A 13,540-nucleotide genomic window follows, 5' to 3' on the forward strand; every position below is an offset into this window, starting at 1 on the left:
GTTCGCACCGTACTCCCAAGCCAACCCTCACAAGCCGGCCTGGGTGGTCGGCCCCAGCTTGGGCGACTTCTGCAACAACCCTCGTGGCAACTTGAAACCTTTGAAAGGCTCTTGCGTAATAGGGTTGAAGGCTTTCTGCGCGTTAAGCCTGTAGCGCATCACGCCATCGCCGGTCCTGAAGCTCAGGTCCACGCTGGTCGCCGTGCGCCCATTGAGCGAACCACGGCTGAGCAAGCGGAACATCGACCAGGGGCCACGGTACTCAAGGCTGCTGCTGTTCCCGTTCTGCCGGAGCAAGGTCAGGTTACTGCGCACCTGCTGCCCCAAGGTATTGGGCCAGACGATACCGGTGATCTGGCTCGGGCCATGGGTGTAGGGAATCAATTGGCCGTCCAGGTCCAGCAAGCTTGTACGCTGGTTGGCACTCAGGCCCAACGGCTCGATGCTGAACTGCACACTCAGGTTGCCGCGCTGATCAAAGAAGGTCTCGCGGATACGATCTGCCCGCTCCAGCTGTTCGAGCACATCACTGCGGATCAGCGACTGCCCCTGCTGGCCGGCCTGCAGGGCTTCGAGGTTATCCCTCAGGAAGACCTTCAGGTATTGATCATGGAACTGCTGCAGCCGCCCCTTCGGCCCGAAGAAGGCCTCAAAGTCGTCCAGCGAGGCGTCGGGAGCCTTCACGACGAAGGGGTAGCGCCCTGCCAGGCGCTGCTGGAAGAAGCTGTATACCTCGGCGTCCCAGCGTCGCTCCAATTCGCGCAGGGCTTCGACATTCAGCACCTGTGCTGTTTGATCGGCCATCTTTCTGACCTGTTGGTTGATCGGTTCCGGTAAGCCGGTGGCCACCCGCTGCAGGGTGCCGATGGGGTCTTGCCCTGTCATCGAGAATCGCTGATGCACGGCCTGCAGGGCAGCCTTGCCTCGGTCGGGGCTGTCCTGCACCGCCTTGGCGTAGTCGTGCACGGCCGCGATGGCACCAAGAGTTTCATCGTAGTAGCTGGGTTTCTCACCGGTTGCCTGCAGCATGGCACTCAGCCCGGCAAAGGCCCGCTGAATGGCCCAGGCCTGTTGTTGATCAGGCCTGCCACTTGTCGGCTGCAACGCTTCGACCTCCCCGGCTGCCTCAGCGACAACGGCTGATGAAAGCGAAGTGTTGTCCCTCACTGTGTCCAACAACCGATGCAGGGGCGCTGCTGGCCCGGTCAACTGCTGCAGGATCGCTACGCCATGATCCAGGTCGTGGAAGTCAGCCACCGAAAAGGCATTCAAGGCACGACGCCAACTGTCAATGAAATCGGCGCTGTACAGGTTACGTAGCCGCTCGCCCAGTGCCTCCCGGTCGGCATCCGAGTAATCGAGCTGGCCACGTTCTCCAAGTGCCCACTGGTCGATCATGGCCATATCTGCAAACCTTTGACTACGTGGCTCGAAGTACTCTTTGAAGCCCTTGGCGGTGAGCATCGGCGCTATCAGGACACCATCGCCCTGCCTGAAGCCAGGAGACGACTGATACACCACATCGAACGCTGGCCCCACCTGATGACGCAGGTCCAGGCCGGCATTCAACTGCTCTCCAGCCTGCTGTTTCAGGCTCGCGTACACCCGCTCTGGCAAAGGTACCTTGCGCAGGACCTGCTGCACCTCTGCAATACGCTGGCGATACTGCGGCAGATCGGTATCGGCATAGGCCAAGGCATACTTCAGGTGCCGCATGAGGTCGCCTTGCAATTGCCCCTGCCCGGGGAACTTCTGTTGCCACTGGCGGGCCATCCAGTCCTCTACCCATTCGGGGCGGCGGCTCTGGCGGTCCTCCAGCATTCGATAAACCCGAAGCGCAGCCATCTGCTGTTCGCTGCCCGGCGGCGCAGCGTCCATGGCATCGATCACACCGCTGGCCAAGGCTGGCAGGAAGCGCCTGGAGAGCAAGCTCAGGTAGGCCTCGTCGACGCGAGGGCCAATGGCGCGCCCCTGATACAAGCCTAGGTCGGAAACACCCGGCCACGCGGCACGATAGTCGCCAAACACCGACACGGCATCGCGTATCTGGTCCAGCGGTTCCAGCAGGTTGCGCCCGGTGGGGTCCAGGCGCTGGTCCACTTCGTGATGACTGTACTCTCTGCTCTTGGCGAGCACGTTGGCGGCCTTGGCGCCATTGATGTCAAAGTAGCGTTGCCAACTGGCGATGGCGACACTGAAGGCCAGCACGCCTACTGCAGACCCCACCCAGAGCAACCGACGTTTGCTACGCGCTACCTTGATGTTGTCCCCGGCAAGGCCGGCCTCCTGGTAGATGACTCGCCGGAAGGCGTGCTGAATGAAGTAAACCAGCGCCTGCCCCTGCGCCTTGCCTTCACGCAGCGGAAACTCGGTCTTGTACGGCTGTGCCGCCTCACGCACGAACGCATTGAGCATGTCGCCCTGCTGCAAGACCGAAGACCAGTACACGCCACGTACCAAGGCAGGCGTGGTGAAGCGGTCACTTGCGAGGGTTTCTTTCAGGAATGCCAACAGTATCGGACGCAGCCCGATCAACTGGGCATGCAACGAGAACAAGCGAACTCGCGACGGCGCACCGTCCAATACATCGAGCCGGTCCACTACCTGTTCAAACAATTGCCTTATCAACCGATCGTAATGATCGCCATATTCATCCAGCCAGGCATCGAACGTGCCGACCGCATCCAGTTTGAACGTGAAGCCCAGCATGTTTTCCCGCATGGCGGCGGGAAGCCCCGCGTACAGCTGGTCGAAACCGTCCAGCAGATCGAATTTGGCCAATACCATATACAGCGGCAGGCGCGAGCCCGACTGACTGCTCACTTCATACAGCCGCGTGCGTAGCACATGCGCCAAGGCGACACGTTGCTCAGGCGTGCCATGCAGTAGCGCAGGCAGGTCAACGACCAACAGCAAGCCATTTAGTGCTCTCTGGCTTCGGTTACGTACCAGCCAGCCCAGCATGTGTTCCCACAACCTGGCCGAGGTGGCGGGTGGTGCTTTTGACGTGTCCGACTCCTCGGCTGATGAACCTGCCAACGATTCCTGACGGACGAAAGCGCCCGGCGGGTCGATGATCACAGCATCGTTACTGACCCACCAGCCTATCGGATAAGCCAGCACCTGCGCTTGCCTGCCTTGCGCTTGTGCCTTGTCGATGCGGGTCAGGGAAAAACTCTGTTCGGTACGGTCGATGAAGCTGGTCTTGCCGGCCTGTTGGTCGCCCACCACCAGATACCACGGCAGTCGGTACAAGGCACGCCTGCCACCCGCATTGTCCAGATAGCGTGCCAGCCCTTGGTCCAAGGCTTTCTCCTGTGCCCGGACGAAAGGCAACACGTTGTCCAGTTCAGCGTCCACCGCCTGCTTGCGTTCGGCCTGCAAACGGCGAAAACGCCTGCGCAGCACCACAAGCCAGCAGAGTAGCGGCACCAACACCAGCGCCAGGCTGGCCAAACCGCGATGCGCCACGCTAGCCAGCGGCTGCTGCTCGCGCCAGACCCATTGCGGGCCGAGCCACCAGATTGCAACCAGCATCAATGCGGCACCCAGCCCGAGCAGCAGCGGCATGGCCAGGCCGATACGGGCCACCAGGGGCAAGCCCCAACGTTTAAGATGCTTCCACAGTTGATTCATCCTGACTCCCGTTCCTTGTTCCAATCAGCCCGTGATGGACCGTGCACGCGTACTGCTGAAGACGTTGAAACACTTCAGGCTCCCAGGCGCTGGCGGTGGTTTCCTGCATCGTTCGGGCAACGCCTGCGCACAAGTCCTGGGCCAGCCAGGACACGCCCCGAGCAGCCAGCAGATCAGCCGCGATCACCGTGGTATGGCAGCGCTCACGCAGGCTGCGGAAGTCCGCCTGCATGCCCTGCAGCCTGAGCAACACCGCTTCCACGCCGCTGGTTTCCAGTTGGCAGGCCAGCTCCTCCCGCAACGTGGCGAATTCCTGAGAGGCTGCGTCCGAATCGGATTGCCCTTGTGCCCCCCTGAGCCACGCCAGACATTGGTCGTCGACAAATACCTTGCCGTCGCTGAAGCACAACTGCTGCAGCGCGGGCATGCGCTGCACGAACCGCGCGGTCGCAGCGCGAATGGCCTCAGCCACCTCGCCCATCGCCAGCCGCGTGGCAGCGCTCGCTGCCAGAAAGCTGCCGCGAATCCAGTAGGGGCAAGCCGTCACGCTCTTTTCGATCCGCTGCAGCAGGGCCGCGTCGATTGCAGTAGCGGCAATGGCATCCTCATAGTCCCCGGCAATGTCCTGCGGCACCGCCATCAGCTCCGTGCGGTTGCCCTGCCTGGTTTGAGGCGGCGTCTGGATGTGCGCCCACAAGCCGAACCGACGCAACTGGTAGCCAGCAGGATCGTACGGGTCCTGTTGATTGATCAGCTCGGCCATGGTCAGCATGGCCCTTCGTGATTCCCGCTCGTTGCCCAACGACACACGGGGCATCGGCGTGGCAATGACCTCGGCCAATGGCGCAGACTTGATGGCCTTTGCAGGGGGCTTGTCCGTGGTGGGCTCGGCAAGGCCGTTCGAAAGCTCCGTGTGCTTGCGTAGCAGGCGCTCCAGTTCGCCAAGGGCCGCTTCATCGAGCTGCGCTGCTTCCCGCTGCTGTTGCAGGCGTTGCAGCGCGCCCTGAGCCGCCGCGGCGTGCGCGGGGCTGAACGTGAAGCGGTCCAGGCGCGGCAACGCCACGAGCAAACGGTTGAGCATCAGGCCAACCAGCTTGCGCTTGCCGAGGAACCCTTTGGGGCCCGGTTTCGGGTATGCGCTTTCCCAATAGGCTTCGACCATGCCGGCCAGCAGTGCGACGGTAAAACCCCAGCGCTCCCAGCATTGGCTGCGCAGCCAAGCGACACCCAGGTGCGCGACGATGCGCAGGTGCTTGCACTCCTGGCCCAGGTACTGGCGGGACGCTTCTTCGATATAGGCCCAGTCGATGGAAGGCTCCTGCAGCCCACCCAGCTTGACCATTTCCTGGTCAATGGCCTGGTAGGTTTCGTTCTCCACATCGAACAGGCCGGCAGGGTTCTGCGCGTCGATGGGGGTAAGCAACCGGGCAATTTCCTGTGCGGTGAGCCCACACACGGCTCAACTGATTTCAAGGAATTAGCGAAGCGTTTGCTTCGTTGACAAGCCCATCGTTCCCGATGGCCACGCCACCCTGGGTGCGCGTGCTTTATCCACATGGACGCAGGAGAAACTGCCATGCCAACACCCGCTTACATCACGATCGAAGGGAAGACCCAAGGCAACATCACTAAGGGTGCCTTCACCGCTGACTCCGTCGGCAACATTTACCAGGAAGGCCACGAAGACCAAAGGGGAGCAGCACTCAGCTACGCTCACGAGCCTTATGAACCTTCGTGCGCATTGTAACGAGTAACCTGGAGCCAGCCATCGGACGCTATCATCGGCCTGCAGTAGGCCTACCGACGGTCCGCTACCGCCACAGTGTGAGCAAACACCTCAATCAACTTGAGGCTGGGAAGGCCACGCCGCTTCGAGGCCAGCACGAGCGCCATAAAGGCGGAGCCATGAAATTAGCGAGCGGTGCACAGCAGTGATGGCAAACATCTACCGCTCAACACCTGGATGCAATAGTGGCTTTGACTGAAACGAAAAAAGACGCCGAAGCGTCTTTTTTCAATGATTTACAGACTTCCATGGAACCCTGTAAATCTATATTTGGAGCGGGAAACGAGACTCGAACTCGCGACCCCGACCTTGGCAAGGTCGTGCTCTACCAACTGAGCTATTCCCGCGTCGTGATGGGTGCCATTCTAGCGATTTCTAAAACAGCGTCAACCCCTTGATTCAAAAAAACTTTTATTTCTGCTCCGAGCCTTCGCGCAGGTGCGGCCAGGCGGCCAGCAGGTAGTGCACCATCGACCACAGGGTCAGCCCCGCCGCCACCAGCAGCAGCGCGTAACCGAGAATTACCCAGAAGGTCACCGCCGGCGGGTTGGCCAACAGGATCACCAGCGCCAGCATCTGCGCCGCGGTTTTCCACTTGCCGAGGTTGGACACCGCCACATGCGCCCGCGCGCCCAGCTCGGCCATCCACTCGCGCAGCGCCGAAACCACGATCTCGCGGCCGATGATCACCGCGGCCGGCAGGGTCAGCCAGAAGTTGGCGTGGGTCTGCACCAGCAGCACCAGGGCCACCGCCACCATCAGCTTGTCGGCCACAGGGTCGAGGAAGGCACCGAACGGCGTGCTCTGCTGCAGGCGGCGCGCCAGGTAGCCATCCAGCCAGTCGGTGGCGGCGGCAACGGCGAACACGCTGCTGGCGGCCATGTAGCTCCAGTGATAGGGCACATAGAACAGCAGGATGAAGATCGGGATGAGCAGGACGCGTAGAACGGTGAGCAGGTTTGGAATATTCATCGGTACGACTGGCCGCAAGTTGAGCCCGCATTCTACTCGCTATGCAGGCTGGCATAAATCGACTCGGCAAGCTTTTTACTGATGCCGGGTGCTTTGGCAATTTCATCGACACTGGCGCGGTTGAGCTCCTGCAGGCCGCCGAAATGTTTCAGCAGGTCGCGCCGGCGCTTGGGCCCTACCCCGGCCACATCCTCCAGGCTGGACACCCGGCGGGCCTTGCCGCGGCGGGCGCGGTGGCCGGTGATGGCGAAACGGTGGGCCTCGTCGCGGATCTGCTGGATCAGGTGCAAGGCTGGTGAGTCGCCCTTGAGGGTGAACTCATGGTGCACGTCGTTCAGGTACAGGGTTTCGAAACCGGCCTTGCGCGTCACGCCCTTGGCCACGCCAAGCAGGGTCAGGTCGCTGAAGCCCAGCTCCTGCATCACGTCACGGGCCATGTTCAACTGGCCTTTGCCGCCGTCCACCAGTAGCACGTCGTGCAGCTTGCCCTCGCCATCCTTGATGCGCCCGTAGCGGCGGGTCAGGGCCTGGTGCATGGCGGCGTAGTCGTCACCAGCGGTGACGCCTTCGATGTTGAAGCGGCGGTAGTCGGACTTGAGCGGGCCTTCGGGGCCGAACACCACGCAGCTGGCCACGGTGGCTTCGCCGCTGGAATGGCTGATGTCGTAGCACTCCAGGCGCTGCGGCACCTCGTCCAGGCCCAGCACCTCGGCCAGGGCCTCGAAACGTGCGGCCATGTGCTGGCGGTTGGCCAGGCGCGCATTGAGCGCCTGCTCGGCGTTGGTCACCGCCAGCTGCTGCCAGCGGGCGCGGGTACCGCGTACCCGGTGGCTGATGGTCAGCTCGCGGCCACGCAGGGTCTGCAGGGCTTCGCTGATGGCGGCGAAGTCTTCGTGCACCACGTTGACGATCAGTTCACCCGGCAATTCGCGCTCGGCATTGCCCAGGTAGTACTGGGAAAGGAACGCGGCCATCACTTCGGCTACCTCCTCCTCGATGCCTACCTGCGGGAAGAAATTCTTGCTGCCCAGCACCCGCCCGCCGCGCACGCTGATCAGGTGCACGCAGGCGCCACCGGGGTTGACGAAGGCGGCGATAACGTCGACATCGCCGCTGCCGCCTTCGATGTACTGCTGGTCCTGGACGCGGCGCAGCAAGGCGATCTGGTCGCGCAACTCGGCGGCCTTCTCGAAATTGAGGGCCATGGCGGCCTTCTCCATCTCGGCATTGAGCTCGTTGCCCAGTTGCTGGCTACGCCCTTCGAGGAACATCACCGAGTGGCGCACGTCCTCGGCATATTCCTCGGCGGTCACCAGGCCCGTGCAGGGCCCTTTGCAGCGTTTGATCTGGTACTGCAGGCATGGCCGGGTGCGGTTGGCGTAGTAGCTGTCTTCGCACTGGCGCACCGAAAAGGCCTTTTGCAGCAGGCTGAGGCTTTCGCGAATGGCGCCGGCGCTGGGGTACGGGCCAAAGTAGCGGCCCTTGGCCTTCTTCGCCCCACGGTGAATGCCCAGCCGCGGAAACTCGCCGTCGGAAAGGAACACGTAGGGGTAGGATTTGTCATCGCGCAGCAGGATGTTGTAGGGCGGCCGCCACTCCTTGATCAGGTTCTGCTCCAGCAGCAGCGCCTCGGTTTCGTTGGCGGTGATGGTGGTTTCGACCTGGGCGATGCGGGCCACCAGCGCGGCGGTCTTGGGCGCCAGGCCGGTCTTGCGGAAATAGCTGGCCAGGCGCTTTTTGAGGTTCTTGGCCTTGCCCACGTAAAGCAGCCGGGCTTCGCCGTCGAACATCCGGTAGACGCCCGGGCGACCACTGCAGGTAGCCAGGAATGCGCTGGCATCGAAAACTTGGGACATGAGGTTTTACAGGCTTGCGTCGACCATGCCGTGGCGAACGGCCAGCAAGGTCAGTTCGACGTCGCTGGTGACCGAGAGTTTTTCAAAGATCCGATAACGGTAAGTATTGACGGTCTTGGGCGAGAGGCACAACTTGTCGGAGATGATCTGCACTTTCTGGCAGCCGACGATCATCAGGGCAATCTGGATTTCCCGTTCCGACAAGGCATCGAACGGTGAGCCCTGTGGCTGGAATGGCTTCAGCGCCATCTGCTGGGCAATCTGGGGGCTGATGTAGCGCTGGCCGGCGAAGGCCAGGCGGATGGCCTGGACCATTTCGTCGAGGCCGGCGCCCTTGGTCAGGTAGCCAGCAGCGCCGGCCTGCAGCAGGCGCGTGGGGAACGGGTCTTCCTCGCACACGGTCACGGCAACCACCTTGATGTCCGGGTGGCTGCGCAGCAGCTTGCGGGTGGCCTCAAGGCCGCCGATGCCGGGCATTTTCACGTCCATCAGCACCACATCCGGCTTCAGTTCACGGGCCAGCCTGAGCGCCGACTCGCCCGAATCGCCCTCACCCACCACCTGCAGGCCATCGATGTCGGCCAGCATGCGTGTAATACCGGTTCGTACCAGATCGTGATCGTCGACCACTAAGACCCTAATCAAGCACACACCTCGTCAGCAGGGCGATTGGATCCCGCCACCTTAACAAAATTTTTCACGGCGGACCTAACGCATTCCTTCCGTAAGAAACGCCTGACGTTCAACCGTGAGCGGCCTCACTGTCTGCCGGGATTTGTCGTTGTTGGTCAAACGCCGCAACAAGTGCCAGAGTGCGGCCTGATCGTCGCACGACAACTGCCGGAAAGCCCCCAGCAAACCGGACTCATCGGCGCTCAGCCCCTCGAGCGGTGCCGGGGTGCGGATACCGCTGAGCACATATAGTGCATCCACGCCTCGGGTTGCCAATGCCGCCAGGTAATCGAGCCGCGGCGAGCGTTCACCACTCTCGTATTTGCCCTGGGCATTGGGTTCGACGCCGCCGATATCGCCAAACACGCGCTGGGTCATCCCCAGACGCTCACGCTCTTCCCGCAGCCGCGGACCGATTCCATTCATGGGGGTTCTCCTTATCCCTGATCATACTCATGTACGGCCTACCCGCTGCAGGTAGCCGTGAACGCTTGGGTTCACTATGCCGATGCTCTCCAGTGGCGACAAGCCATCATTGAGCTATTGGTCGATCGTGCGTTGCATGCGCACGAAGCATTCGTCCTCACCCATTTCAACGAAGCCGTGGCGCTGGTAGAGCACGCGCGCCGGGTTGCTGCGAAACACCATCAGCCGCAGCAGCGGCAGGTGCCGCTGGCGGGCCCACAGTGCCAACTGCTCCAGCACCCAGCTGCCGACCCCGCACCCACGGTGTTCGGGTAGCAGGTGCAACTCGCGAATGAACAGCGCCTGGCGGTCCTGGCTGAGGCTGCAGAAGCCGAGTACCGCGTCGCCATCGGTCACCAGCCACTGCTCGCGCCAGTCCCAGGCTTCGTCGAAGGCTTCCTCTAGCCACAGCAGGTCGTATTCGCGGTAGTACGGCAGCATCGCGCGGCGCGTGAGGTCTCGGGCGAAGGTGCGGTGGGTGTCGTTGGCGGGGGTCAGTTTCAGGGACATCACATTTCATACTCTTCGGTTTGCCAGGTCCGGCCCTATCGCCAGCACAACGAATATCAATCATGGGGCGTAGCACACGGGCGAACTGCCGGGCCCACGCCGGTCCAGTTCGTCCTCCAGCCATTCAGCCAGCACCCGGGCATTGTTGTGCTCGGTATCCTTGCCCGCATAAAGCAATGTCAGCGTGCCCTTTCCGGCCAGATCCAGCAGCGGGTACCAGTGCTCGGGGTGGGCCGCCAGCTCTTGCTGGTAACGCTGGATGAAGCCGGCGAAATCCACTTCACCCTGGTGAAACGCCTTGCGCAACTCATCCGAGGGTGCAACTTCGCGCAACCACTGCCCGTGCAGGTCTTCCTTGCGCTTGTTGCGCGGCCAAAGGCGATCGACCAGCACGCGCTGACCGTCGTCTTGCTCAACCGCATCGTAGACACGCTTGCAGCGAATCATGGGTTTCTCCTGCCACTACCGTCCGTCTTGAGCCTAGATAAATCATTGATCGAGGTCACGGCCGGGTTACGAATTGTTTCTATGCTCAAGGCCTTCGGCACCCTTGCCCCACCCCGACCGGAGCCACCATGGCAACCCCTTCACTGGCCAGCCTGCCGCAACTGGCCCAACGCGATGCCCGCCCGCAACTTGCCCACAAGCCCGGGCGAGCCACCCTGGTGTTGTTCTTCGGCCTGCTGCTGGCCGGTATCGCCTACACCGCCTGGAGCCTGAAGCAGGATGTGACGGCCAGCGGCACGGTAATCACCACGGTCACGCCATTCCTGCTGCTGGGCCTGGCATTGCTGATTGCACTGGGCTTCGAGTTCGTCAATGGCTTCCATGACACCGCCAACGCAGTGGCCACCGTCGTCTACACCCACTCGTTGCCTGCCCCCGTCGCCGTGGTCTGGTCCGGGCTGTGCAACTTCCTCGGCGTGCTGCTTTCCAGTGGCGCGGTGGCGTTCGGCATCATCGCCCTGCTGCCGGTGGAGCTGATTCTGCAGGTCGGCTCCTCGGCCGGTTTCGCCATGGTCTTCGCCCTGCTGCTGGCAGCGATCATCTGGAACCTCGGCACCTGGTGGCTGGGCCTGCCGGCCTCATCCTCGCACACCCTGATCGGTTCGATCATCGGCGTGGGCGTGGCCAATGCCCTGATGCACGGGCGCGACGGCACCAGTGGCGTGGACTGGGCCCAGGCCAGCAAGGTCGGTTATGCCCTTCTGTTCTCGCCACTGATCGGCTTTGCCTGTGCCGCCCTGTTGCTGCTGGCCCTGCGCGCGCTGGTCAAGCGCAAGGCGCTGTACCAGGCGCCGGAAGGCCAGACACCACCACCGTTGTGGATTCGCGGTGTACTGATCCTGACCTGCACCGGGGTGTCCTTTGCCCACGGCTCCAACGACGGCCAGAAAGGCATGGGCCTGATCATGCTGATTCTGGTTGGCACCCTGCCGATGGCTTACGCATTGAACAAGACCATGCCCAATGAACAGGCCCTGCAATTTTCCGCGGTCGCCGAGGTTACCCGCCAGGCACTGGTGCGCGGCGCCCCGCAAGCAGCACCGGCCGACCCACGCCAGGTGCTGACCACGTTCATTGCCGAGCCCAGGGCCAACCCGCAACTGATACCAGCGCTGGCGGCACTGACCGGCATGATCGGCGAAGAGGTCAAAGGTTATGGCTCGCTCAAGCGGGTACCGGCCGAAGCCATGGCCAACGTACGCAACGACATGTACCTGACCAGCGAAGCCATCCGCCTGATCGAGAAGAACCAGCTGGTGGTATTCGATGCAGGTACACGCAGCCAGGTGCTGCTGTTCAAGACCCAGCTGGATGATGCCACCCGCTACATCCCGCTGTGGGTGAAAGTGGCCGTGGCCATCGCACTGGGGCTGGGCACCATGGTCGGCTGGCGGCGCATCGTGGTGACGGTAGGCGAGAAGATCGGCAAGACCCACCTCAGCTATGCCCAAGGGGCTTCGGCCGAAGTGGTGGCAATGTGCACCATTGGTGCGGCGGACATGTTCGGGTTGCCGGTGTCGACCACCCACGTGCTGAGTTCCGGGGTGGCCGGGACCATGGTGGCCAACGGGTCGGGGATACAGAAGCGCACGCTGGTCAACCTGCTGATGGCGTGGGTGCTGACCTTGCCGGCAGCGATGCTGTTGGCCGGCAGCCTGTACTGGCTTCTGCACCACATCTTCTGAGGCTGGAAACAGTTTCGCCTTCACTGGCCCTATCGCCGGCAAGCCAGCTCCCAAAGGAACACCACAGAGCTCAAGCCCTGTGCATTATCTGTAGGAGCCGGCTTGCCGGCGATAGGGCCCTTACAGCCAACCTCACCCTGGAATTTTCAGCCCGCGTTGCACGGCCGGCCGCTCGAGGAACGCCGCCAGCACTCGCTGCACTTCCTTGAACTGATCGAAGCCAACCAGGTCTCGGGCGTTGTAACGCTCAACCAGGTTACGCACCCACGGGAAGATCGCGATATCGGCAATGCTGTACTCGTCGACCATCCATTCCCGGCCCTTCAGATGCCGCTCCAGAACACCAAGCAGGCGCTTGGACTCATTGACATAACGGTCCCGCGGGCGCTTGTCCTCGTATTCCTTGCCAGCAAAGAAATGGAAGAATCCGACCTGGCCGAACATCGGCCCGATGCCACCCATCTGGAACATCAGCCACTGCAAGGTCTGGTAACGCTGGGCCGGGTCCTGGCTGAGCAACTGGCCGCTCTTCTCTGCCAGGTACTGCAGGATCGCCCCCGACTCGAACAGCGGCAGCGGCCGGCCGCCAGGGCCATTGGGGTCGAGGATGGCGGGGATCTTGTTGTTGGCGCTGAGCGAGATGAACTCGGGGCTCAGCTGGTCATCGTTGTCGAAGCTGACCTTGTGCGACTCATAGGCCAGGCCGATCTCTTCGAGCATGATCGACACCTTGACGCCGTTGGGCGTCGGCAGCGAATACAGCTGCAGGCGCTCGGGGTGTCTGGCGGGCCACTTGCGGGTAATGGGGAAAGCACTGAGATCGGTCATGATCAACCTTGCCTGGGGAATGAACCTCTCACTCTAGAGACATCCCCGGCCGCTGACCATCACCGACCACTCATCAGCACCGGCGGCTCAGGCCTGGCCGTGGGCCTTGAGCTTGAGCTTTTCGGTATCGACGCGAACGAACACCGAGTCGGCAGTCACTGTCAGCACATCATCGGCCCAGACTTCGCAGAGCACCCGGGTCTTGCGCCCCACCTCACCTTCCACACGCGCCTTGAGCAACAATTCGACACCCATTGGCGTGGGCTTGAGGTAGTTCAGGCCAAGGCTGCCAGTGACACAGTCGATGCGCGGCAGGCTGCCCGCTTCGCGACCTTCGTTGCGGTAGTGGTAAGCCATTGCCGTCCAGTTGGAGTGGCAGTCGACCAGCATCGCCAGCAGCCCGCCGTAGACCAGGCCGGGCCAGCCGATGAAGGTGCTGTCGGGCGCGTGCCGGCACACCAGGTGGATGCCGTCAGCGTCCCAGTGGCTTTGCAGGTGCAGGCCGCTGGGGTGGGAGCAACCGCAGCCGTAGCAAGTGCCGTCGGGTGCGGCAAGGGCCTGGAGGGAAAGGGTGTGGTCGTTCATACGCTTCCTGTGCTTGTTGATATGGGGGGCGCGCAACG

Annotated in this window: 11 protein-coding genes, 1 tRNA gene and 1 pseudogene; 2 read left to right on the forward strand and 11 right to left on the reverse strand. The window is 62.4% G+C overall.

Annotated features, from left to right (window positions below; all coding sequences use genetic code 11):
- Positions 1 to 27 precede the first annotated feature (27 nt).
- Positions 28 to 3,636, reverse strand: coding sequence for a type VI secretion system membrane subunit TssM (gene tssM / locus KDB76_RS19305; protein ID WP_038409979.1), 3,609 nt, complete (start codon positions 3,634 to 3,636; stop codon positions 28 to 30).
- Entirely contained in the window at positions 3,611 to 5,059 is a 1,449-nt protein-coding gene (gene tssA / locus KDB76_RS19310; protein ID WP_049870830.1) for a type VI secretion system protein TssA, read from the reverse strand. The genes tssM and tssA overlap by 26 nt, the downstream gene beginning before the upstream one ends.
- Before the next feature lie 153 nt (positions 5,060 to 5,212).
- Here tssA and KDB76_RS19315 point away from each other — a divergent pair.
- Positions 5,213 to 5,326: pseudogene (locus KDB76_RS19315) on the forward strand (type VI secretion system tube protein Hcp); the annotation flags it as partial.
- Between the two features lie 367 nt (positions 5,327 to 5,693).
- Here KDB76_RS19315 and KDB76_RS19320 read toward each other — a convergent pair.
- The 7 genes from KDB76_RS19320 to KDB76_RS19350 form a co-directional block, all read right to left on the reverse strand.
- Positions 5,694 to 5,769, reverse strand: a tRNA-Gly gene (locus KDB76_RS19320).
- 64 nt (positions 5,770 to 5,833) lie between these two features.
- Positions 5,834 to 6,394 (reverse strand): CDP-diacylglycerol--glycerol-3-phosphate 3-phosphatidyltransferase, encoded by a 561-nt coding sequence (gene pgsA, locus KDB76_RS19325; protein ID WP_013973364.1) that lies wholly within the window; start codon positions 6,392 to 6,394, stop codon positions 5,834 to 5,836.
- Positions 6,395 to 6,426: 32 nt separating this feature from the next.
- Positions 6,427 to 8,250, reverse strand: coding sequence for an excinuclease ABC subunit UvrC (gene uvrC / locus KDB76_RS19330; protein WP_038409981.1), 1,824 nt, complete (start codon positions 8,248 to 8,250; stop codon positions 6,427 to 6,429).
- A gap of 6 nt (positions 8,251 to 8,256) precedes the next feature.
- Positions 8,257 to 8,895: a UvrY/SirA/GacA family response regulator transcription factor gene (gene uvrY, locus KDB76_RS19335; RefSeq protein ID WP_015271036.1), complete on the reverse strand. Its 639-nt coding sequence runs from the start codon at positions 8,893 to 8,895 to the stop codon at positions 8,257 to 8,259.
- 63 nt (positions 8,896 to 8,958) lie between these two features.
- Complete coding sequence (locus KDB76_RS19340) at positions 8,959 to 9,348, reverse strand: helix-turn-helix domain-containing protein (RefSeq protein ID WP_023661749.1); 390 nt, start codon at positions 9,346 to 9,348, stop codon at positions 8,959 to 8,961.
- 114 nt (positions 9,349 to 9,462) lie between these two features.
- Positions 9,463 to 9,897, reverse strand: a complete 435-nt coding sequence (locus KDB76_RS19345) for a GNAT family N-acetyltransferase (protein WP_024087404.1) — start codon at positions 9,895 to 9,897, stop codon at positions 9,463 to 9,465.
- 60 nt (positions 9,898 to 9,957) lie between these two features.
- Positions 9,958 to 10,344 (reverse strand): DUF488 family protein, encoded by a 387-nt coding sequence (locus KDB76_RS19350; protein ID WP_013973369.1) that lies wholly within the window; start codon positions 10,342 to 10,344, stop codon positions 9,958 to 9,960.
- Between the two features lie 128 nt (positions 10,345 to 10,472).
- On the opposite strand from KDB76_RS19350, the gene KDB76_RS19355 reads away from it, so the two are divergent.
- Positions 10,473 to 12,089 carry an inorganic phosphate transporter gene (locus KDB76_RS19355; RefSeq protein WP_038409982.1) on the forward strand — a complete coding sequence of 539 codons (1,617 nt, stop codon included), beginning with the start codon at positions 10,473 to 10,475 and terminating at the stop codon, positions 12,087 to 12,089.
- Positions 12,090 to 12,221: 132 nt separating this feature from the next.
- On the opposite strand, the gene KDB76_RS19360 is transcribed toward KDB76_RS19355, so the two are convergent.
- Positions 12,222 to 12,917 (reverse strand): glutathione S-transferase N-terminal domain-containing protein, encoded by a 696-nt coding sequence (locus KDB76_RS19360; RefSeq protein ID WP_023661750.1) that lies wholly within the window; start codon positions 12,915 to 12,917, stop codon positions 12,222 to 12,224.
- An 87-nt stretch (positions 12,918 to 13,004) separates the two neighbouring features.
- Positions 13,005 to 13,502, reverse strand: a complete 498-nt coding sequence (locus tag KDB76_RS19365; protein WP_023661751.1) for a PaaI family thioesterase — start codon at positions 13,500 to 13,502, stop codon at positions 13,005 to 13,007.
- Positions 13,503 to 13,540 lie beyond the last annotated feature (38 nt).

This window comes from Pseudomonas sp. JS425 (assembly GCF_018223845.1).
GTDB classification, from domain to species: Bacteria; Pseudomonadota; Gammaproteobacteria; order Pseudomonadales; family Pseudomonadaceae; genus Aquipseudomonas; species Aquipseudomonas asiatica.

What these genes read in the sequence shown, in the direction of transcription:
- KDB76_RS19340 (WP_023661749.1), bottom strand. Translation starts at nt 9,348, where the DNA reads ATGAATGGAATCGGTCCGCGGCTGCGGGAAGAGCGTGAGCGTCTGGGG.
- tssM (WP_038409979.1), bottom strand. Translation starts at nt 3,636, where the DNA reads ATGAATCAACTGTGGAAGCATCTTAAACGTTGGGGCTTGCCCCTGGTG.
- KDB76_RS19355 (WP_038409982.1), top strand. Translation starts at nt 10,473, where the DNA reads ATGGCAACCCCTTCACTGGCCAGCCTGCCGCAACTGGCCCAACGCGAT.
- pgsA (WP_013973364.1), bottom strand. Translation starts at nt 6,394, where the DNA reads ATGAATATTCCAAACCTGCTCACCGTTCTACGCGTCCTGCTCATCCCG.
- KDB76_RS19350 (WP_013973369.1), bottom strand. Translation starts at nt 10,344, where the DNA reads ATGATTCGCTGCAAGCGTGTCTACGATGCGGTTGAGCAAGACGACGGT.
- KDB76_RS19345 (WP_024087404.1), bottom strand. Translation starts at nt 9,897, where the DNA reads ATGTCCCTGAAACTGACCCCCGCCAACGACACCCACCGCACCTTCGCC.
- KDB76_RS19365 (WP_023661751.1), bottom strand. Translation starts at nt 13,502, where the DNA reads ATGAACGACCACACCCTTTCCCTCCAGGCCCTTGCCGCACCCGACGGC.
- uvrC (WP_038409981.1), bottom strand. Translation starts at nt 8,250, where the DNA reads ATGTCCCAAGTTTTCGATGCCAGCGCATTCCTGGCTACCTGCAGTGGT.
- KDB76_RS19360 (WP_023661750.1), bottom strand. Translation starts at nt 12,917, where the DNA reads ATGACCGATCTCAGTGCTTTCCCCATTACCCGCAAGTGGCCCGCCAGA.